At 46.6% G+C, this 21,229-nt stretch carries 16 protein-coding genes; 5 read left to right on the plus strand and 11 right to left on the minus strand.

Annotated features, from left to right (window positions below):
- Positions 1-64: 64 nt before the first annotated feature.
- Together RI501_RS00070 and RI501_RS00075 are read right to left on the minus strand one after the other, a co-directional pair.
- Positions 65-619, minus strand: coding sequence for an ATP-binding cassette domain-containing protein (locus RI501_RS00070; RefSeq protein WP_313823088.1), 555 nt, complete (start codon positions 617-619; stop codon positions 65-67).
- 6 nt (positions 620-625) lie between these two features.
- Complete coding sequence (locus RI501_RS00075) at positions 626-1,573, minus strand: ATP-binding cassette domain-containing protein (RefSeq protein WP_313819776.1); 948 nt, start codon at positions 1,571-1,573, stop codon at positions 626-628.
- Positions 1,574-1,921: 348 nt separating this feature from the next.
- On the opposite strand from RI501_RS00075, the gene nrdI reads away from it, so the two are divergent.
- Both nrdI and RI501_RS00085 read left to right on the plus strand, forming a co-directional pair.
- A complete protein-coding gene (gene nrdI / locus RI501_RS00080) occupies positions 1,922-2,395 on the plus strand; it encodes a class Ib ribonucleoside-diphosphate reductase assembly flavoprotein NrdI (RefSeq protein ID WP_313819777.1) in 474 nt (157 codons plus the stop codon).
- Entirely contained in the window at positions 2,388-3,137 is a 750-nt protein-coding gene (locus RI501_RS00085) for an NADPH-dependent oxidoreductase (RefSeq protein WP_313819778.1), read from the plus strand. Before nrdI ends, RI501_RS00085 begins: the two co-directional genes overlap by 8 nt.
- Positions 3,138-3,184: 47 nt before the next feature.
- Here the strand turns inward: RI501_RS00085 and RI501_RS00090 are convergent, their stop codons facing one another.
- A complete protein-coding gene (locus tag RI501_RS00090; RefSeq protein WP_313819779.1) occupies positions 3,185-4,621 on the minus strand; it encodes an MFS transporter in 1,437 nt (478 codons plus the stop codon).
- A 465-nt stretch (positions 4,622-5,086) separates the two neighbouring features.
- On the opposite strand from RI501_RS00090, the gene RI501_RS00095 reads away from it, so the two are divergent.
- Both RI501_RS00095 and RI501_RS00100 read left to right on the plus strand, forming a co-directional pair.
- A complete protein-coding gene (locus RI501_RS00095; protein WP_313819780.1) occupies positions 5,087-6,472 on the plus strand; it encodes an MFS transporter in 1,386 nt (461 codons plus the stop codon).
- Positions 6,473-6,522: 50 nt separating this feature from the next.
- A complete protein-coding gene (locus RI501_RS00100; protein ID WP_313819781.1) occupies positions 6,523-7,620 on the plus strand; it encodes a zinc-binding dehydrogenase in 1,098 nt (365 codons plus the stop codon).
- A 96-nt stretch (positions 7,621-7,716) separates the two neighbouring features.
- Here the strand turns inward: RI501_RS00100 and RI501_RS00105 are convergent, their stop codons facing one another.
- From RI501_RS00105 to RI501_RS00125, 5 genes are all read right to left on the minus strand, one after another.
- On the minus strand, positions 7,717-9,588 hold the full coding sequence (locus RI501_RS00105; protein ID WP_313819782.1) for a glycoside hydrolase family 2 TIM barrel-domain containing protein: 1,872 nt from the start codon (positions 9,586-9,588) through the stop codon (positions 7,717-7,719).
- A 70-nt stretch (positions 9,589-9,658) separates the two neighbouring features.
- A complete protein-coding gene (gene manA / locus RI501_RS00110; RefSeq protein ID WP_313819783.1) occupies positions 9,659-10,633 on the minus strand; it encodes a mannose-6-phosphate isomerase, class I in 975 nt (324 codons plus the stop codon).
- 30 nt (positions 10,634-10,663) lie between these two features.
- Positions 10,664-11,545, minus strand: a complete 882-nt coding sequence (locus RI501_RS00115; RefSeq protein WP_313819784.1) for an ROK family protein — start codon at positions 11,543-11,545, stop codon at positions 10,664-10,666.
- A gap of 17 nt (positions 11,546-11,562) precedes the next feature.
- Positions 11,563-14,694, minus strand: coding sequence for an alpha-mannosidase (locus tag RI501_RS00120; RefSeq protein WP_313819785.1), 3,132 nt, complete (start codon positions 14,692-14,694; stop codon positions 11,563-11,565).
- Positions 14,695-14,735: 41 nt separating this feature from the next.
- On the minus strand, positions 14,736-16,292 hold the full coding sequence (locus RI501_RS00125; RefSeq protein ID WP_313819786.1) for an MFS transporter: 1,557 nt from the start codon (positions 16,290-16,292) through the stop codon (positions 14,736-14,738).
- A 171-nt stretch (positions 16,293-16,463) separates the two neighbouring features.
- Between RI501_RS00125 and RI501_RS00130 the strand changes: the two genes are divergently transcribed.
- A complete protein-coding gene (locus tag RI501_RS00130) occupies positions 16,464-17,375 on the plus strand; it encodes a helix-turn-helix transcriptional regulator (protein WP_313819787.1) in 912 nt (303 codons plus the stop codon).
- 112 nt (positions 17,376-17,487) lie between these two features.
- Here RI501_RS00130 and RI501_RS00135 read toward each other — a convergent pair whose 3' ends face one another.
- The 3 genes from RI501_RS00135 to RI501_RS00145 are packed head-to-tail and all read right to left on the minus strand — an operon-like array spanning position 17,488 to position 21,190.
- Entirely contained in the window at positions 17,488-18,948 is a 1,461-nt protein-coding gene (locus tag RI501_RS00135) for an FAD-dependent oxidoreductase (protein ID WP_313819788.1), read from the minus strand.
- Between the two features lie 9 nt (positions 18,949-18,957).
- Positions 18,958-19,692, minus strand: a complete 735-nt coding sequence (locus tag RI501_RS00140) for an SDR family NAD(P)-dependent oxidoreductase (protein WP_313819789.1) — start codon at positions 19,690-19,692, stop codon at positions 18,958-18,960.
- A gap of 4 nt (positions 19,693-19,696) precedes the next feature.
- Positions 19,697-21,190: an FAD-dependent oxidoreductase gene (locus tag RI501_RS00145; RefSeq protein ID WP_313819790.1), complete on the minus strand. Its 1,494-nt coding sequence runs from the start codon at positions 21,188-21,190 to the stop codon at positions 19,697-19,699.
- Positions 21,191-21,229 lie beyond the last annotated feature (39 nt).

A 21,229-nucleotide genomic window follows, 5' to 3' on the forward strand; every position in this document is an offset into this window, starting at 1 on the left:
CACAATGGATTACTCTACCAGAAAAAATTTTTCCTCGTAAGTGTTTTTTGGTAAAAAATTAAGATTAACCGTTTTCACGCTGGGCAGCGACGATTTTTTCCCGCAATTCACGGAGTTGGGTGGTATCGGCGGTCGGATCCAGCATCAAGCGGTCGTATTCAAAGCGCAACCGCGGGAGGTCGCTGGCCGGAACGCCCTGCGCCGTTTGTCGCGGATCGATTAACTGCTGGTCGGTCAATTGGACCGTACGGGTCGCCACCTGCTGCCGGAAGGTCTGGTCATGGGCCACGAACAGCACGGTGCCCGGGTACCCCACCAGATAGTCGGCCAAGGCCTGTAGTGCCGGGAGGTCCAGGTAGTTGGTGGGTTCGTCGAGCAGCAATAAATTGCTAGCGCTGACTAAGATGCTCAGCAGTTGGAGCTTCACCTGCTCGCCACCACTCAGATCGCCCACCAACCGGTCGTAAAACTTGGCGTCTAAACCAAAGGCCCCCATGATCTGGCGGGTCCGATCGGCATCCAGCGTGGTTGCTTTTTGCATCACCTGCCACACGGTCTGATTGGCGGGTAAGGCGGTCATGTCCTGGTAGAAATAGCCGATCCGTGCACTGGCCGCCAGGTGGGTCTACGCGTGGTGGGCCAATAAAGCGTCCAATAACGTCGACTTGCCGCTCCCGTTTGGACCGGTCAGGGCCACCCGTTCGCCGGGCCGAATCCGCAACGAGGCCTTAGTCAGCAGTTGGTGTTTGCCCCGCTTCAAGGTCAAGTCGTTGATGTTGACCAGGTACTTGCCCGTCACCGGTGGCAGGTCGGTGGCCACCAACTTGATGCCCGCGCTGGTGTGCGGCTTGGCGGTGGTCACCTGCTGATCCGCCCGGGCGGCTAGGTCGTGGGCGTTGCGTTCCAGGCGGCCGGCATTTTGCTCACGCAGGGTCCGGGAATTCGAGCGTTCCGCGGCGCTCATCCGCCGGTTGCCCTTGCGCACCCGGTGAGCCTTTTCGCGCTTCTTTTGGGCCGCTAATTGGAGCTTACGGCGTTCATTTTGCTGGTTCTGGTACTGGGTCAGATCGTTGGCGTCCCGTTGCTGCTTGGCCGCAAACGTCCCGTTATACTGGGTAAAGGTCCCTTGATCAACCACCCAGAGCTTGGTGGCGACCCGCTGCAACAGGTCGCGGTCGTGGGAAATCAAGAGGAGTAGGCCGTCGAAATGGCCGAGGGCCTGACTTAACCAGGCCTGGTGATTATCGTCTAGATTCGCGGACGGTTCGTCGAGAATCAGGATCTCGGGCCGTTGCGCGAGTGCCCGGCGGACCCGCGTCAACATGCTTTGGCCGCCAGACTGGCCCTGCGTCGGCGCAATCTGAGCGACCCGGATCACGGGTGCGGTGACCTGTCGTTGGCCGGTAAAGTCCCGGTCGGTCCCGGCGATAATCTTAGCCAGAGTGGTCTTGCCCGCCCCGTTAGCGCCGACGATGCCCACCCGGTCGCCGGTCTGCGCGGTCAGTTGGGTGGTGGTGAAGAGCGATTGGCCCGCCACGGTTTTGGTGATGTCATTTAAATAAAGTTGTGTCAAAAAGTCGTCCCCCTTTAAGTGCGTGGCGACTGCGGGTTAACTTATGCGGACACAAAAAAAGTGACCGCGTTTTCCTGACGAAAACGGCGTCCACTGGTGGTTTAACGTACCCCAGCCGACGGAACCAGCAGTCTCCATTGAGAACCCACTGCGCCCCTTGACGGGTGACACAGGAGTCTAACAATCGAGTCTACTTAGTTGCGCATCGGCGGAAATACCTCGTTCTTTCTTAGAATGCTTACAGGATAGCATAGTCCGTGCTTGCTGACAAGTCGGGGCAAAATCCGGCGCGCATTTTCTCCCGAATCCGAGTACACTGGAACTAACCTAACGAGCGGAGGAATGCACATGCAACCACTACGGATTTTATTCATTTCAATCGAGGGCAACACCCGCAACTTCGTGGAACACCTGACGGACTACGCGCAGGCCCAGCACGCTGCGGACACAACGCTACCGACCATCGAGGCCACCGAGATCAGTGACGCCAGCGATTTTTCGGCCGAAACGACCCCGTACTTTTGTTTCGTGCCGACCTACTTAAACGGTGGCAACGGCATCGACAACGGCGTCAAGGAACTGATGACCAACGTTCTCGGCGAGTACATCGCCTTCCAGGATAACGCTCAGCACTTGATCGGCGTCGTGGGGAGTGGCAACCGGAACTTTAACGAGCAGTACTGTCTGACCGCCAGGCGCTACGCTAAGCAATTCGACGCCCCATTTATCGCCAACTACGAATTACGCGGCGTCCCGGCCGACGAAAAACGGGTCTACCAAGCCATGGTTACCCGGATGAAAGAAGTGCTCAGCAATGACTAACCCTACTTTAGCCACGTTATTGGCACACCGCAGTATTCGCCGGTTCACCGCCGAAAAGCTGACCCCCGAAGAAATCACCACGTTGGTCACGGCCGCCCAACACGCGCCCACCAGCACGTTTTCTCAACAATACAGTATTTTAAGCGTCACCGATCCCGCGAAATTAGCCGTGCTAGGTGAAATTACCGGCCACCACTGGTTGGAAAGTGCCGGGCACTACTTCATTTTTCTGGTGGATCAATCCCGCAACCAGAATTTGGTCCCGCAAACCGCCACGACGACGGCCAATCTTCACAGCACGGACAAGCTACTCGCCGGTATTTTCGACGCCACGATCGCTACGGAAGCCGTGGTCACGGCGGGCGAAAGCCTGGGGCTGGGCAGCACCATTATGGGCAGTATTCTGAACGATGTCCCCCGCTTGATTCAGCTCTTTGACCTGCCAGAACTGACCTTCCCGATCCTGGGGCTGGCCATCGGGCATCCGGCTGAACACCCGGAACACAAACCACGCCTCCCCCAGGAACTCATGCATTTCGAGAACACCTACCGGCCCATCACGGCTACCGATCCGCAGGTAGTGGCCTACGATGCCTTATTGGCGCATTATTACCAACAGCGAACCACCAACCAACGGGAAGAGACCTTTACTCACCACCTCGCCACCGAACTGAGTCGCGATCCGCAGCAACGGGCCGGGATTCTGGCGGCATTGCAGCAACAGGGATTTTTAACGAACTAACAAATACGTCGTAATCGAGTTCACGATTACGACGTATTTTTAGATCATTATACTTTAAAGTTCAATTCCTTTTCAGACGCTTTAGTTGATAACTTACAGCTTTTTTCAACACTATTTTGAGACTTCGATTTAAACATATTGCCAATTTCTTCAACCGATACATCCCGAGTTTCAAAACCGTAAATACTTAAAATTACCGCACAAACGACTAATAAAGATCCGATTACCACAAAGACCACTACCTGTCCAAAATCAGTTAACAACCATGCGATTAAATACGGTGTCAGAATTGCAACAATCCGCCCAATCGCATCCGCAATTCCGAGACCTCGCATCTTGGTTTCAGTGGGCCAAACTTCAGGTGCGTAAACCGCAGAGGAAAAGGCATTATAAATATACAAGATAAACGTTAGACCCACACCAATCAGAACTATCCCAAGATCCGTTCTTTGAATTGAATAAACATAACCCAAAACGGCAATGCCCAGTATTAAAGTGACGCCAAACCACTTCCGAGGGAACTTATCAATAATGAGCGTTGAAAAATAAGCACCACAAGGTGCCCCCAGCATAACCAGCATAGTCATCAACAATGACTTACTAATATCAAACCCGTTATTTACAAAGATAGTGGGAATCCAAACCGTGATGGTGTATAACGATAAATCCATCGCAATTAGCGTAACGGAAGAGACCAACAACCGTCTTCCTAAATCCCCATGAAAAAAGCTACCGACCTTTAGCTTCGACTTTGTTGGTTGAACCAGACCTTCATCGGTCGTCGCTGGTTTGAAATGTAATTTTCTATTTTGAGACTTTTCAATACCAGCAACAACATCATCAATAATCGCGTTCCCTTTAGCGACTTGATTATTCGTCATACACCAGCGTGGCGACTCACAGAGATACTTATGTACAAAATATAAAATAATAAACGCGGCACAGCCACCCACAATAAACACGGTTCTCCAACCAAGATACGGAATCATTAAATAGGCCGCAATTGTCGCGATAACTGGCGATAGATTTCCTAAGAACGAAATTCTTGCTGACCATTTCCCCCGAACTTTAGCCGGCATTAACTCCGTAAAGGTCCCATACCCGATGACAATTCCTGCGCCCATACCAATACCCATTAGGCACCGACAAATAATCAGAGTCCACATATTCGGAACCAGTGCTGCTAAAAACGCAAAACTTCCAAACGTTAAAATACAAATTTCATAGGCCTTTTTACGGCCAATCTTATCGCCTAAAATCCCGCCAACTAACGAGCCAATAAAAAATCCTAACATCATTGCTGAGGAGAAAAAGGCATTTAAATAATTATTAGACCAGCCTATTTTTACCAAGTCAGCTAAAACAGAACTGCCAACGGAATTTAAAAAACCATTACACTGCAGACCCATCCCCAACATAAAAAATACTTCCCAGTGCCATTTTGAAATTGGCAATTGATCTAGCTTGTTCAAATTATTACGCAATTAAAACACCGCCATTCCAGTTTTGTAAACGTTTTCTATACTTTAAATTTACACGTCAAATAAACATAAATCAACCGTTCACAAGCCAATTTACCGCAACGTTCTGGTTTGACCTATCGAACGATAGATAAGTAAAATAACGCCTATTTACCTCTAATTTAATTTAAATACATTTAGTATTCAAAAAAATCGGATAATTAAGTATAATAATTCATTTTAAGTATATTTATAATTTTAATCTATCGACCGATAACTTAAAAATTCACAAACTTTCTAGGGCTAATTTTACAATATTTTTTTGATTGTGATTCTGAAAACGCCTGTATAAGTAGATTTTCGCTCATTAACATCAAATCAAATTAAAAAACATTTCACAAATTTTTGTTTTGGTGCTATATTGAAATTGCGGATAGCTACCTGCATACAAATTAATAAAAATCCTATTTGTGGTTAGGAGGAGGTTCGATGAACAATAAACAATTCCCTAATGCCGGTCCTCGACTAGACCGACTACCAACGAGTAAATTTCACTGGAAGATTTTCGGAATTGTCGCAATTGGCTTACTGGTGAACTGGAGTAACGCAATCGGTGGCCTGATTTTGGCTCAACTATCAAGAATTGGCTGGACAACCAACAGTATTAGCGCTACTTTTACCGCGATTAACACTGCCGGAATGTTCTTAGGTGCACTCCTTGGTGGGATAATCGCGGATCGCATAGGCCGCCGAAAGAGTTACATGCTTTTCGTTGCCTTACATGTCATTTCCATGATTATTGGCGCGATGTCACCTAATATGACCTTTTTAATCATCCTGCGTTTCTTTATGGGCTTCGCTTTAGGGGCGTTAATCACCACTCTTTTCGCCGCCTACACGGAATACGTTCCTTCAAGAAATCGTGGCACCTGGTCCTCCAGGGTATCCTTTATTGGAAATTGGTCTTATCCAGTATGTTCGTTAATTGCCATGGCCATCGCCCCTCTACTTTCGCCAAATATGAATTGGCGAGTTCAATTACTTATCCCTGCCATCTTAGCAGCTCTAGTTTTCTTCCTTGTTTTGAAAGCGTTTCCAGAATCACCAAGATGGCTAGAAACTCAGGGTAAGTATGACGAAGCCAATAAAATCTTGGATAAAATTGAAGCCGATACTGAGCAATCAACTAAACAATCACTTCCTGCCATTCAGGAAGTTTCACACGATGAGGAACAACCTTCAACACTCCCTTACTCCGCACTTTTCCATGGCGCCTTGTTAAAACGGGTAATTCTAGGTTCTGCTGTTCTCATTGCCATGAACGTCGTCCAATATACCCTGATTAATTGGTTACCCACTATCTTCTTAGCAAAAGGAATCAATTTAAAGGACTCTGTCTTTTTAAACACGATGAATATGTTTGGTGCGCCAATCGGTATCTTCATCACAACTTTTATTATCGATAAAATCCCTCGTAAAGTTCTCGGGTCGAGCCTACTAATCGTGATTGCCATTCTCGGTTATTTCTACTCGCTGCAAACGTCATTGATGATGATTTCCGTTGTTGGGTTCTTTTTAATCATCCTGGTTTACATGTACGTTTGTTTCGCATCGGCCGTTTACGTTCCGGAAATTTGGCCAACTGCAGCCAAGGTTCGCGGATCGGGATTAGCTAACGCTGTCGGGAGAATTAGTGGGATTGTGGCACCTTATGGTGTTGCCTATTGCTTAGATAACGTAGGTGTTACCGGTGTATTTATTATGTTAGGTGCAACATCCTTAATCGTTGCCGTTGTCATTATGTTTCTAGGAATTGAATCACGTAACCAATCCGTTGAAGAGATTGGCGAGGTTCAAGAACAATCAGCTAATTAACACATAAACATTTTTATAAAAAATTACTTAATTAAAAGGAGTCCTTACACATGAAAGCCTTAGCACGTTATGGTAAAGAATTTGGTGGCTACAAGATGATCGATACCCCAGTTCCTGAAGTGGGACCTGAAGATGTTTTACTCCGGGTCAAGGCTGCTACGATCTGTGGTGCGGATATGAAGCACTACAAAGTGGAGAACGGTTCGGACGAGTTCAACTCAGTTCGTGGCCACGAATTTTCTGGTCAGATCGTTAAGGTCGGTGATCAAGTAACCGATTGGCACGTCGGTCAAAGAGTCGTTTCTGATAATAGTGGCCACGTTTGTGGCTACTGCCGCGCCTGCGAAAAGGGAGACTTCTTTGATTGTGTTCACAAAGTTAACTTAGGGCTTGATAATAACCCTTGGGGCGGTGGCTTTTCTAAGTACGTCCTCGTCCCCGGTGAAATTCTCCGCATCCACAAACATGCACTATGGGAAATTCCCGATAACGTTAAATACGAAGAAGCTTCCTGCCTAGATCCAATTTGTAACGCTTACCGTGCCGTTGCTCAGCAATCCCACTTACTTCCTGGGGAAGATGTGGTCGTCTTTGGTGCCGGTCCACTGGGCTTATTCTCAGTGCAGATTGCGCACAACATGGGAGCTAACAACATTGTCCTAGTCGGGATGGATGCGGATGCTAAGACCCGCTTCGGTATTGCCAAAACTTTAGGTGCAACGCACACCATCAACGCCTCCAAAGAAGACGTGGTGGCTCGTTGCCAGGAAATTTGTGGTAAAGATGAATTAGGGTTGGTTATTGAATGCTCCGGGGCAAGCATTGCTTTGAAGCAGGCCATTGAAATGGTTCGGCCAAACGCAGAAATTGTCCGGGTCGGGATGGGATTCAAACCATTTAACTACCCTATCAACCGAATCACGGAATGGAATATCAGTATCATTGGTCACATGGCTTATGATTCAACCACTTGGCGTAACGCTATTCGCTTATTACAAGCCGGAAAGATTAAAGTTGAACCAATGATTACCCACCGTCTGGGCTTGTCTCACTGGCAAGAAGGGTTCCAAGCTATGGCCGACAAGGAAGCCATCAAGGTTGTTCTCCACTACGATTATCCGGATGCCGACGATGAAAATGATTTTTAATAGCTAGTATTAAAGAGGTACCGCCCAAACGGTACCTCTTTTAATATGCACTCAGTTACCAATACTCTTAACGAAATCCTTAGCCGACTTAAGGTCTCAAATACCATTCAACTGATCTAGCTGTTGGTAATAATGACTAACTTCTTGCATAGCAGGTTTGGGAATCCGGTTAGCAAACATCAACCCATCCCCCGAGAAAGCACCATCATTATGGTGATCGTCAAAATCTCCACCGTACCGTAACACCCTATTACCAGTCACTTCATCCTTTACATACAACGCTTGATCAATAAAATCCCAAATAAAGCCACCACAATCTTGGGGGTACTTTTGAACCAGATTAGCATACTGCGCCAGTCCCCCCACTGAATTGCCCATTGAGTGCATATATTCGCAAAAAATCAAAGGTTTATCTGGACGTGACTGCAAGTATTTCTCGGCCTTGTCTGGAGACATATACATCCCACTTTCAAAATCCGAGATTTGTGTACGATAAGCTGGATTACGACTGACACCTTCATAGTGCACTAACCGCCGTGAATCATGCTCATGATAATAACGGTCCAATAACATCAAATTATCCCCAGCGTACGATTCGTTTCCTAACGACCACATCAAAATAGACACATGGTTTTTAAGAAGTTCAAAATTCGCTCGGGCACGGTTTAATGCCATGTCCCGCCAAAGGGGCTGTGATCCAGGTAAATTTTTCTCTGGATGTCCGCCTACCCAGGTTCCGTGAGTCTCCAAATTGTTTTCTGCCATGACGTAAATCCCAGAACGATCACATAACGAATACCACGCCGTCTGATCAATATAATGACAGGTTCGGACTGCATTAATATGATTTTCGAGCAACGTTTGCATGTCACTCTCCATATCCTTTAATGTAACGACTCGCCCACTATCTGCATCCCATTCATGCCGATTTACGCCGTTAATTACTAGCCTATGCTGGTTTAACCGTAAAATATTCTGTGAGTCAATTTCAATCTGACAAAACCCGAAGTCATACGGGACAACTTCTTCAATCTGTTGATTTGAATTAATTATTTGGAAAACAACCCTATAGAGTTCAGGGTGATGGTTACACCACAAACTTACGGCAGCCAATTGGCCAAAGTCAATCCTCAACTCCTCTTGATTGATTGGTATCCGCTGCGTGGCAATCAACTGGTGAGTAGGATCATAAAGAGCGGCTGCTAAGGTGGCCCCCGTTAGCTTTCCCTTAATTTTCAAGTCGCAAGTTAACTGCGCCTGATTTTTGCTAACTTCCGGATGTAAGTATAGATCGTTCACATGAGTTTCTGGCCATGCGACTAATTCGACGTTCCGGAAAAGGCCAAAGAAGCGGAACATATCTTGGTCTTCTAAGTAGGCCGCCGTACTAAATTTAAATACTTCTACCGCCAGCCGATTATCGTGTGGCTTTAGATACGGCGTTAAATCAAACTCATGCGGTGCAAAGCTATCTTCGGCGTACCCCACAAAATGGCCGTTTAACCAAACATACATTGCACGTTCAGCTCCCCAGAAGATAATGTGGACCTTCTTGCCGATAAAATTGGGTGTGAGATTAAATTTCTTTATATACTGACCAACCGCGTTATCTTTCCCCTTAGAAAAGGATTGCTTCAGGTCATCTTTAGAACCATAAAAACGACGAATCTTTCCTGACCATGGGTAAGCAATGTTAGTATATTGATTCTGATCATACCCGGCCATCTCAATATGCTCGGGTACCTTAATTTGATTAAAATGTGTCATTTCATAATTGGGCTGATAAAAAGTCTTCAGTCGTTCCATTGGATTATCCGCATAATGAAATAACCATGATCCATTTAAACTAGCCACCAAACTACTCTGAGTCTCAGAATTACTAGCATAAAACAAATGGTCACTATGCGCCGGCACCTCGTTCACTTGGAAAACCGTTGGGTCATCTAACCACGAAATCTTTGCATCCAATCTAGCCCCTCCTTATAAAAAAAGTGGGTGATTAAAACCCATCGGCTTTAACCATCCACTCCTCATCTCACTAATAATTTTTAGCACTCGGCGTCGAAGAAATTAACAGCATCTGACCACTAATCTCCCACGTTGACACATCGTGTGGAATGATAAAGTGTTGGCCCTTGACCAAAGAATAGTGTTTACCAGCTACCGTTAACGTTCCTTGACCACGAATGACAGAAAACAGCATATACGGACCTCGGCGATCATCATACTTTACCGTATCATTAATGTCATTTTTAAAGACTGAGAAGTAACGCGATTGTGGTGGCCCCACTAGCTCTGTAATGGTTGATTTCCCACATTGAACTGAATCTTGATGTAAGTTAGGCTGCTGAAAAGGAACTGTAATGACATCCAACGATTGCTGAATATGCAGTGCTCTCTTCTTACCCGTTACTTGATCAACTCGATCCCAATCGTATAAGCGATAGGTCGTGTCCGAGCTTTGTTGTGTTTCCAAAACTTCTATTCCTGCTGTAAGCGCATGAATCGTCCCACTGGGAACATAAACGAAATCTCCAGACTTGACCGGTTGTTTTCTCAGTAAATGTTCCCAATCGCCCTTTTGTACCATTTCTGTCAATTGCGCCTTGGTTTGCGCATGATGCCCGTAAATCAAATACGCTCCTGGTTCCGCATGAATAACATACCAGCACTCTGTTTTGCCTAAATCATGCGCATTAGCTGCCGCATATTCATCCCCTGGATGTACCTGAACAGATAGGGGTGCTTCGGCATCTAAGATCTTGGTTAACAACGGAAACCGTTTCATTTGGGGGTGTCCAAATAGTTCCGGTTGAGTAATATATATATCGGACAAAAGCTGTCCTTTATACACCCCGTTAGCAATCTGATTAGGCCCATGCGGATGGCCAGAGATGACCCAACACTCTCCAATATCTCCTGCAGGTAGATCGTAATCAAAATCACGCTCTAATTGCCGGCCTCCCCATAACTTTTGATGGAAAACTGGCCTTAAGAAAAGTGGCTCCTGCATCTATACTACCTTCTTTACATGACAACATACTTAATTTTTATCTTTCTGAATCTGGTTTAGCGCTAATGCAAAATTTCCAATTGTCGCTGACCCATTGTTTTCTACCAGTGGCCGCACAATATAGCTTTCCAACGGTGGTAATGAAATATAATCATTAATAAGTTTTTTATATTGATCACGGATTTTTTGGATAAAGGTATCATTGAGAACGCTTCCACCCAAAACAAACTTACTAGGCCTTAACGTCATCGTCGTTTGAATCAAGGCTTGCGCCATATAATAGGCCATAACATCCCAAACCGGATCGTTTAATGATACATTCTCACCCCGTTTACCCAAACGGACCTCAAAAGTCGGTCCTGACACGAGGCCTTCTAAGCAATCATGATGGTAATGGCAAACACCGGTAAAATCTCGATCCTTTGGGTGACGTTTAACAAAAACGTGTCCCATTTCAGGATGTCCTAGATCGCCAATGAACTTTCCATTATAAATAACGCCAGCGCCAACCCCTGTCCCTACGGTGTAGTAAACTAATGAATTTAATTGCTGCCCACGTAGCCGACCAACAATATATTCGCCATATGCGGATCCGTTAACATCCGTGGTTAGGAATATTGGAACTTGTAACTGCTTTTTTAAAATTTCATAGATTGGGATGTTACGCCAATCTAACTTTGGCGATGCCATAATGGAGCCAAAATTAGGGCTCTGCCGATCAAGATCTAGTGGTCCGAAAGACGCCACACCCAGGGCACTAATTTTAAACTGGCGAAAATAATCAATCACTTTTGATAGCGTACTATCTGGGCTAGTTGTTGCGAAATGATGGCTATCAATAATGTTATATTCAGTATCGCCTACTGCACAAACAAACTTTGTACCACCCGCTTCAATGCTCCCAACTAACATACCGTCACTTCCTAGTATTACTTTCTAAATTCCAGAGTCTTAATTTCATAAGGCTTTACCGTCAGTTCAACTGGTCCATCATGCCAATCCTCATCATTTGATGATTCCTCTAGCAGGTTCACTTCTCGCCAACCTGAACATTCAAACGTTGGTGCTAGCTTAATTACCCGGTGGCCTCCTGTATGATCATGGAATCTCACGATAACATGATCACTATCTTCGGCTTTTTTAACCGCGTCGATATTCAAAACTTGTCCAGCTGGGGTTTCAAACAAGCTTGGCTGACGAACAAATTCTTCTCCAGGCACCACTTGTAAGGGACTGTTTAGCGCCCAAGCATTTTCTTCAACGCTACCCTCTACAAAGTTGCCTTCATGCGGCAAGAGGCTGTACGTGAACTCATGTTGACCAATGTCAGCTTCCGGGTCTGGACTAATCGCACTCTTAAGTAACGTAATTGATAGTCGATTCCCTTTAATGGCATAACCATACTTAGAATCGTTCAACAAGGCCACGCCATAGTTTTGTTCAGATAGATCAGCCCATTGGTGACCGACCGTTTCAAACTTCGCCCAATCCCAACTGTTATTCCAAGTGGTCGTTCTCTTTAAGTTACCAAATTGAATTTGATAACGGGCTTCCGTCGAGCGTACATCAGTCGTAAATCCAGCCTTCAATAACTTTTGATGATCTTGCCAATTCAGCTTGGTCTTAAAGTCAATTCGCCGTGAGTTTTTGTACAAAATCATGTCTTGGTCGATCGACGAATGTAGATAGTGATAACTAAATTTGATAACTACCCGTGAAGGCGTATTTTCGACAATTCCTGCTGTATCCGCTTTCAAAATTTGCTTCTTTTGGTAATAATACAAATCAATATTCCATGCATCATAATCTCGTGGTTTATCTTCATAAACTTCGAGAGTATTTCCTAATCCTTCACTCGTTAGAATCTCTCGCTTAGCCTGACGATCATAAACTCTAGTTAACTGCCCTGACGCATTCCACGCCAAAATATAGAATGGCGTCTGCAATTGCCGACCATCAATGGTTGCCACATTTGGCTCTTGTCGTTCAACCGACTTACCTTCATGAAAGGTCACCACTGTGCTTCCAGTAGCGGGGATTACGGGTGTTGTCAAGACGTACCCATTGTCAACTTTTTGAGCGGTTAATTCTTTACCGTCACTATCCGTGAACGTTCCCGATGCCGTAACCGGAACCAACACATCTTCTTGACGGGTCCAACCCTGGTTATTAAGAATCGTAAACTTATTCTTAGCACTGTCCGGCTGGCATACCACTGCCTTAACCTTCTTAGCGATGCTTAAGGCTTGCGCATAATCCTTATGGCAATCTTCATAAACCTCATGAATTGCTGAACCCGGAATAATATCGTGGAATTGATTACGCAGCAGAATGGTCCACCCAGCATTCAACGACTCTTGTGGGTATTGCTGCTGATTAGCTAACTGATTTAGGACGGCGTCATATTCCAGTTGCCGAAACTTCATTTCCAGTCGGCGATTCATCTTCTTCATATAAGCGTGGCTAGTATAAGTTCCTCGATGGAATTCAAGATAAAGCTCGCCATCCCAGGTTGGAATATATTGGGTCTTTTGTGCCTCATTGACCGTACGGTGTAATTGATCAAAGAAGTTCTTCCCGGTATCTGTCTTAACCTGAGGTAATCCAGGAATCTTGTCTAAACGTCGACGGCTTTCCAGCATGTCACGGTTAACACCACCACCGCCGTCACCATACCCATAAGCTAATAACAGTTGGCTATTAAGTTCTTTATTACTATACGCATTATAAACACCCTTAACAGAGGAAGGTGTCATTTCACCATTGTAAGTATAGAACCAAGAATCTGGGTTATCTTTCATCTTGCCAGCGTCTGGAGTTGTAATGAAATGGGTTAAGATCTCACTACCATCGATTCCTTTCCATTCAAACGTATCGTTAGGCATCCGATTGTATTCATTCCAGCTAATCTTAGTGGTCATGAATGTATCTAATCCTGATTTTCGCAAGATTTGTGGCAAAGCCCACGAGTAACCAAAGACATCTGGTAACCAAAGATAATGCGGTCGCTTATTAAATTCCTTTTGAATGAAGCGGGTTCCAAACATAATCTGGCGAACCAGCGATTCACCGGATGGAATATTACAATCCGCTTCGACCCACATACCGCCATCAATTTCCCAGCGGCCTTCTGCCACCCGTTGCTTAATTTTGGCAAAAATTTCTGGGTAATCTTGTTTGATGTAAGCATACAATTGTGGCGTTGTGTGCAGGAAAACATAATCCGGATAGTTATCCATCATCTGCAAAACGGTCGCAAACGAACGAGCCGCTTTTTCTCGCGTATGCTTTAACTGCCATAGCCAAGCTAAGTCGATATGCGTGTGTCCCAGGGCCGTTACCGTAACGGCCGTATTTTTAACCGTATGATCAAGGTAGTCTTTAACTAACTTGTCAGCATTTTTAATCGATGCATAGAATTCCTCGGACCCCGGTTCCTGCCAGTCCAATAATTGGGCTGCCTGATCCAAAACATTTAACATTTTATAGCGATTTGCTGAATCCTCAGAAAGAATGTCAACCGTATCGATCATATTTCTCATTGAGAAATATAAATCATCCGTTGCCGGATCAAGCTGTGCAATATCTGCGTACTTAAACTCATGGATAATTGGCTTTTCGCGATTACCGTGTCGGCCGTACATACCGGTCCAGAGTTTAATATCTAATTGAACGGTTTTTCCTAAAAATTTGTCAGGAACTAAAACTTCTTCATGGTTCGAATCCAATCCTTGTAAGGGATGACCGTCCACAAAGAGTAACCCTTCAAATCCCGTTTGGTTTAAATTACCAGGGAGACCAAAGTTAAACAGGAGTACCATCTTCTGAGTATTTGGAATTTGAACCCTAGTTTTTAACCAAGCATATTCGTTAAACTTGTCCCATTTATACCCTGGACTCACCGGTGCATATTGTGCTTCTTTGGGCGGATATTTCAATTGCCCATGCTGATCATCCATCGACATTTCCCATCCGGTCATGGCATGCCGATTCTGATAACGGTACGGTTCTAGTTCGCGAACCCGCGCATGGATTTTCTCTGCAGTAAAGAACATTGCCATTTTAATCAGTCGCTCCCATCTTTTAGAATCTGATGCTTACATTATTTATTCTGATCAATCTTTAAAGTAATTGGTGGATTTACAGTTTCTGGACTTTCTGGCCAAACTCGAGAGTAATCGTAACCAGTTACTTGTTTAGTAATCTGCTTAGTTTCCTCCGTTGCATCACGCTTAGACCCGCCAGCACGTAACCGTGCAACTTCATCCACGATAACTTTATGCGTATGTCTGTTAAGCTTGAACGTCAAGGCCACTAATAAGGCCAGCAAAATCAACCCACCAGCACCAATGAAAATTGCCTGCATAATGGCATTTTGAACATGGATCGGTTCACTTGATGCATTCTTTACAAACCCGTTAGCATCCAAGAACATCCCTACTAATACGGTTGCAATAGCGGCTGTTGAGTTCCGCGTCAAACTAATAACAGAAGCGAACACACCCGCACGATTATGCCCTGAAACTAACTCATCAACGTCTGAAATAAACGGATAAACGTTCCATGGCGTAAATTCGAGCAATGAACGACCAATTTGGTAAACAAATGAGATAATGAACAGCCACATTACCAAATTAGACGGTTGACTGTGAACAACGGTAAAGTACCCGCCGTACATTAATAGCATCAAACCATACGCCAAAATATACAGAAAACGTGGTCCAAATTTAACCATCAACCAGCCACCAATCAACGTCGTAACAACCCCAACGATTGATAAGGAGAGCAGGTTAGCGGCTACTGTGGCGCCAATTCCCAAAACGTAAACACAGAAGTATGTAAACACAGTGTTGTAAACATCCTTACCCGTAAAGGACAACAGATAAATGTATAAATGTTGACGGAAGCTCTTAATCTTAAGGGTTGAAATATATGCTCGGAAATCCTGAGCCAAAGCTTGGCCAGCACTTCTCTTTTCATGAATATCGCCGACCGCAATTTCAGAAACTGGGTGTTCCCAGGTACTAAAGGCTGAGATATAGTATGCAACAACGAATAAGATCCCAAAAATTAAACCGTTAATGAAGAACGGCATTGGCGATTTAGTCCCCATAATCCGGAACAATTGCCCTGGCAAGAAGGTTCCAAAGAAAGTCGCACTAGCTGAGAAAAACATCCGTGCCGTTGAAATTTTAGTCCGTTCGTCATAATCTTTGGTCATTTCGGTCGGTAACGTTTCATACGGGATAGAGATAGTCGAAACGGCATCAAATACACAATAAATGATCAAATAATACCAAAAGTTCATCCCGCCGACCCACATGGGGGTAAAGGTTAATAGGAGTGGTGCGCCAAAGTACATAAACGAATGCCGGCGTCCAAAGCGACGTCCAATCTTCGTCCGATAAAAGTTGTCGGTCCAACCACCCATTAACATGCCACAAGTCCCGGACACAATCTTCCCAATCGCCACGATTAGCGCACCCTGAGTAGCGCTCAGATTACAATACGACGTGTAGAAGAAGAGTAGCCAAGCCCCGATAATCGTCTGACCGCCACCACCGACCATGTCGCTGACACCATAACCTACAGATGTCCAAAAGTTAATCTTTCGCTTTTGGTAGACACGATGGCTAATATAATCACCAAATTTTTTCAAAATGATGTTCCTCTTTCCTGAAATAGCTTCTAGATGTAGTAGAATAAAAAATGTTAGCTAACTAACTCAATGCGCAAATTCATTGTAAGCGATTACAAAAAATGTGCCAACTACTGTTTCTGATATAAGGTGCACTAATCTAAGATTTTTGATTTTAGGGAGATGAGGAACTTGTTTATTCATATTCAGAACCACCACTTGATACACTTAAAGAATTACTCTCAACAAACGTTCCAAAAATCAAGCTTTTTTCTTCCTAAAAATTATTGTGGGCTGTTTATTACCGCCGAAGACAGCGTCGCTCTAACATTTAATGCTCAAGAATTAATCATTCCTGCCACTTCTTGGAGAATCTTTATGAACGAAAACGACACCGTATTTAAGATAAATGGCCATCTAAGTATCTTTGTTTTTGCCAAAAATCAGGATGGAATTTCTATTGACCAAAACATATTTCCTCAAAATTATGGTCCAAATTTCCAAGGATTCACCCTCTCTTTTGAGGGACACATCAACACCCAAACAGATATTCAGCTACTAACCCGTTGGTTTCAAAACAATGATGATACTAATACTGAGCTCTATCGCCAAGAACTAAATTATAGTTTTAACCTGCTGCTCATCACCTTAAGTAAACAATTTATTCGTAAAATCCAACAAATCTCAAACTCTCCGACTTCACAATCCGATTCTCATTTTGAGAAGATCGAACGTTACATTACAGATCACATCCATGAACGACTCGTTATTTCTAAAATTGCCCAAAAATTTGAGATCACGCCCGAGTATCTCACAAGTTTATTCAGAAAAAACGAGCACATTACGGCGATAAAATACATTCATTTTTTAAAAATCTCCGGTGCTAAAGATCTTTTAATTCGCACAACTATGTCCGTCAAACAAGTTGCGTTATACTTCGGTTTTACCAACATCAAATATTTCTATCGCCTGTTTAAAAAAGAAACTGGTATTACCCCCAGTGAGTATCGCCAGCTCTTTCAAGATAATATCCAATCATCCAACCCTAGCTTGCACAAACTAACCATTCCAATCAGCCGGATATCTAACCCCCCAGTTAAGTAATTTTTAGACAACCATCCCCGTCAATGAATCGTAATAAACACTAATTTAGCGCAAAAATAATCGGTCTGTAAAAATCCAAAGATTTTTACAGACCGATTTTAATTTCACAGTCTTAATCAACCGCCGTTGCTAAATTCTCGCGACTCAAGCTTAGCACCGCATTACGTCCCGAAAAGGCCGCGTAGCCCGCCGTACTTCCCGGTAACGTGACCGCGTAAGTATCACCGACTAACATCCCGGCCGCATCGTTGCCGGCCGCGTAAAGTCCCGGTACGGGGTAACCGTAGTCGTTGAGGACCGCATTCGTTTCATCCACCCGCAGGCCGCCTAGCGCACAAGCCATACCGACACCCAATTCTACCGCGTAGAAGGGTCCCGTCGTTACCGGCGTGAGGTAGGCCGCTTGTTTCCCGAAATCGCGATCGGTTCCCGCCGCAGTTAGCTCGTTGTACCGAGCCACCGTTTGTGGTAACTGGTCGAGGGTTAACTTCTGGGCTAACTCATCCAAACTATCCGCTTGCACCAGATACTTCGCGTGGCTGGCCAAGGTCTGGTCCAACTCGGTCTGCAGGTGGTCAAATTTCTCCGGTGAAACCGGGGAATTCCCCACTTCTTTATACAGTCCGACGTTGGTCAGGTGATCCACGGCCGCCTGGTCTAAGATTGAGAAGACCCGTGACTGGGTCAGAATGGCGCTCCCCGCGTGACACATATTGTCGTTCACGTCTTCGTTGGTAAAGCGTTCACCCCGTTCGTTGACCCAGAGAATGGCTTCCTGCGTTGCAGCCGCGGCCACTTGTGATGCCATGTGAACGTACGGTGGTTGGACCCGGTCATAGATCGCACCCCCACCATACTGAATGGCCCCCATCTGATAATGTTGGGCCCCCACGCCCCAGGCTAGTTGCATCCCGTCACCGGTGGACTTGCCGTCACTTACCGACAGCAGTCGCCGCGAGAATGGGGTTCGCTGCTTAATCAATTCGGGGTTATCGACGTAACCCCCCGTGGCAAGAATCACGTGCGCGGTGTGCAGGTCCCGCGTCTGTCCCGTCGCCTCGTTCTTGATGACTACCCCGGCAATGTGCCCGTCGGTGAGCAGCAACTTCTGGGCGCTCATACTGGTGACAAACTCCGCTCCGGCCGCGCGGGCCACCTGGTATAGCTTGGTGACCGCCGCATGGCCGCCGCCCGCAAACGTATGAATGGTGGGCCAACTCTTGCCTTGAGGGCCAACCTGACTGAAGGCCACGCCTAAGCTGTGCAGCCAATCGATAATTTGACCACTAGCCTTGATGAACTGCCGTAAATGCGGCGCACTGGCCTCGTAGTGCGAATAGGCCAATTCGTCTCGCAAGAGTTCGGTGGGATCAATCTGAATGTTGGCCTGCTTCTGCAGGTAACTGTCCACGCCCATAGCGCCTTCGACGTAGTTGCCGTCGCCGCCCATGGTGCGTCCCTTTTCTAAGACCAGTGTGGTCAGTTTTTGTTCCCGTGCCGTGACGGCCGCGACTAAGCCGGCGAGGCCGCCACCCACGATAACCACGTCATATTGTTTTTGTTGAGGAAACATCGCATTCACCTACTTTAAACCGACGGAGACCCCACCATCACTCAAGATGGTTTGGCCCGTCATGAACGTGGCCTGGCTAGCCACAAAGACAAAGAGTTTGGCCACTTCGGCCGCCGTTTCGTAGCGCTTCATCGGCACCGTCGGCAGAATCTTATCCAGGAAGCCCCCATCGTTTAACGGCGTCTTGGTTAAGCCCGGCGCCACACAGTTGACCCGGATGTTTTGATCCGCATAGTCGACCGCGGCCGCCTGGGTCATCCCCATAATGCCGTTCTTGGCGGCGTTATACGCGCCCATGCCCCCAGGATTGTAGACACTGCCCAGGGCCCCGGTGTTCACGATGGAACCCTGACCCTGCTTCAAGAACAGCTTGAGTTCGGCTCGCATGCACTGGAACGTCCCCCGTAAATCCAGGTTAATCGTCTGATCAAAGTCATCATCCGTGAGTTCCGCAAAGGGTTTGAGGACCCCGCCCCCCGCGTTGTTGACCACGTAATCGAGCCGTCCCAACGAGCTCATAATCTGGTCTAAGCCCGCTTGAATACTGTCGTTATCCATCACGTTCATGACTAACCCACTGATTCGACCATCGTATTTTTGGGCTAAGTCCTGCGCCACCTCAACGACCTTCGGGTTATAGTCGGTTAACACCACGTCCGCATTCTGCTTGGCAAATTCTTCACTAATCGCGAACCCAATCCCCTGGGCCGCGCCCGTCACCATGGCAACTTTTCCTTTTAACATTGTGTTACGCCTCCACTTTCTGTTGTGCGAGTGCCTTGACCGCTTCCTGGGCCGCAATCCAGCCGGAAACAAAGGCAAACCCGTTAGCGATTCCTTCATAACTCGGGTAACCATCTGAATAAAGCCCGTTGACGTTGTTCCCGACGACGTACAAGTCCTTGATCGGCGACCCATCCGCCCTGAGGGGTTCGCAATTCCGGTTCACGTTCACCCCGTCAAGCGTGCCCAAGATCGCACAGTGTTCCACAATCGCGTAGTACGGTCCCGTCTGCACCGTAAACTGTAACTCATCACTGGGCTTCAAGAACACTTCATCCTGCTGAGTGGTGACGGCCTGGTTGTACACTTTAAGGCTCCGTTGCAATGCCGCTAACGGCAACTTTAAGGCCGTGGCCAGTTCGGCAATCGTATCCGCCTTCACCACTTCACCGGACGCAATGGCTTGGTCAAAATCTTCTTGAATCCCTGGTAACGGCCCGACCGTGGTCCGGGGGGTCTCGCCGACTTCACAGAATTGCCGTTCGAACGTATCTTCCATCGGGACTTCGCGGGTCTTAAAGTGATCCAGCGTAGCCTGATCCAGGAGTACGTAATACTTCCCCTGGACGTTGTGGGCGGCATTGGCCCACATGGCGAAATCATACACGACGTCTTCGTTCACAAAACGGTTAGCCGTCTGATCCAGCCACAACAACGGTAAGTTCGTCAACGTTTCCACGCTACTGTCCCGGCGCATTGGGTTAATCTGGCGACTCGGCGCGCACCCGTGAGCAAAAAGTACCGGGTTATGCGTGGTATCGGCACCCAGCTTCTGGGCCAGCTTAATTCCCGTCCCGTCGGCCTTGCGTTCACCCAGGTTCAGGAACTCCGCGGCGTCGGCATACTTTTCCGCCATCATCTGGGCATCCCCACAGTACCCACCGTCCGCGAAGATCACCTTCTGGGCGTTAATCCGGGTGCGGTTACCCTGCGCGTCTTCAACGATGACGGCCTTGAGTCCCTGGTCATAGTCGAGATCGACCGCGGCCGTCTCCAGCAATACCCGGTTTCCCGCCGCTTCGAACTTCGCCGGCAGCTGGTCCCAGTTCGTCATCTTTTCTTTAAAGTTATTGAACTTGTGATAGACCAAGGGATCATTGAGGTGCGCGCGTTGTTCACTTTGTTCCACCGTGACGGGTAATCCCATCTCGGCCAACCGGTCGATGTTTTTCCCGGAGGCCTTCAAGAAGCGGGAAAGCAGCTCCCCGTTCACAAAATAGTGGTTATAGTCCGTGAACCCCTGAAACGCCTCTTGATACCCGTACGTGACGCCCTGGGCTCGCTGCTGTTTGGAATCAATGGCAAAGACCCCGTGGGCCCCGAACTTCCCGGCGCCCCCAACTTTGTCACCGCGTTCCAAGAGAACGAAGGGCGTTTTTTGTTGATAAAGTTCAAACCCCGCCGAGATACCTGCCGAACCCGAACCCACAATCACGACTTCTGTTGATAACGTTTTCATTTTGGCATTCACCCTTTCAACAGTGATGATTTATCTACA

Origin of the sequence: Levilactobacillus zymae, from assembly GCF_032190635.1 — a bacterium.
Classification (GTDB): domain Bacteria; phylum Bacillota; class Bacilli; order Lactobacillales; family Lactobacillaceae; genus Levilactobacillus; species Levilactobacillus zymae_A.

Bases quoted from the DNA above. Each gene is read 5' to 3' on its own strand.
- RI501_RS00140 (WP_313819789.1), bottom strand. From the start codon at position 19,692: ATGTTAAAAGGAAAAGTTGCCATGGTGACGGGCGCGGCCCAGGGGATT.
- RI501_RS00145 (WP_313819790.1), bottom strand. From the start codon at position 21,190: ATGAAAACGTTATCAACAGAAGTCGTGATTGTGGGTTCGGGTTCGGCA.
- RI501_RS00100 (WP_313819781.1), top strand. From the start codon at position 6,523: ATGAAAGCCTTAGCACGTTATGGTAAAGAATTTGGTGGCTACAAGATG.
- RI501_RS00135 (WP_313819788.1), bottom strand. From the start codon at position 18,948: ATGTTTCCTCAACAAAAACAATATGACGTGGTTATCGTGGGTGGCGGC.
- RI501_RS00120 (WP_313819785.1), bottom strand. From the start codon at position 14,694: ATGGCAATGTTCTTTACTGCAGAGAAAATCCATGCGCGGGTTCGCGAA.
- RI501_RS00115 (WP_313819784.1), bottom strand. From the start codon at position 11,545: ATGTTAGTTGGGAGCATTGAAGCGGGTGGTACAAAGTTTGTTTGTGCA.
- manA (WP_313819783.1), bottom strand. From the start codon at position 10,633: ATGCAGGAGCCACTTTTCTTAAGGCCAGTTTTCCATCAAAAGTTATGG.
- RI501_RS00085 (WP_313819778.1), top strand. From the start codon at position 2,388: ATGACTAACCCTACTTTAGCCACGTTATTGGCACACCGCAGTATTCGC.
- RI501_RS00095 (WP_313819780.1), top strand. From the start codon at position 5,087: ATGAACAATAAACAATTCCCTAATGCCGGTCCTCGACTAGACCGACTA.
- nrdI (WP_313819777.1), top strand. From the start codon at position 1,922: ATGCAACCACTACGGATTTTATTCATTTCAATCGAGGGCAACACCCGC.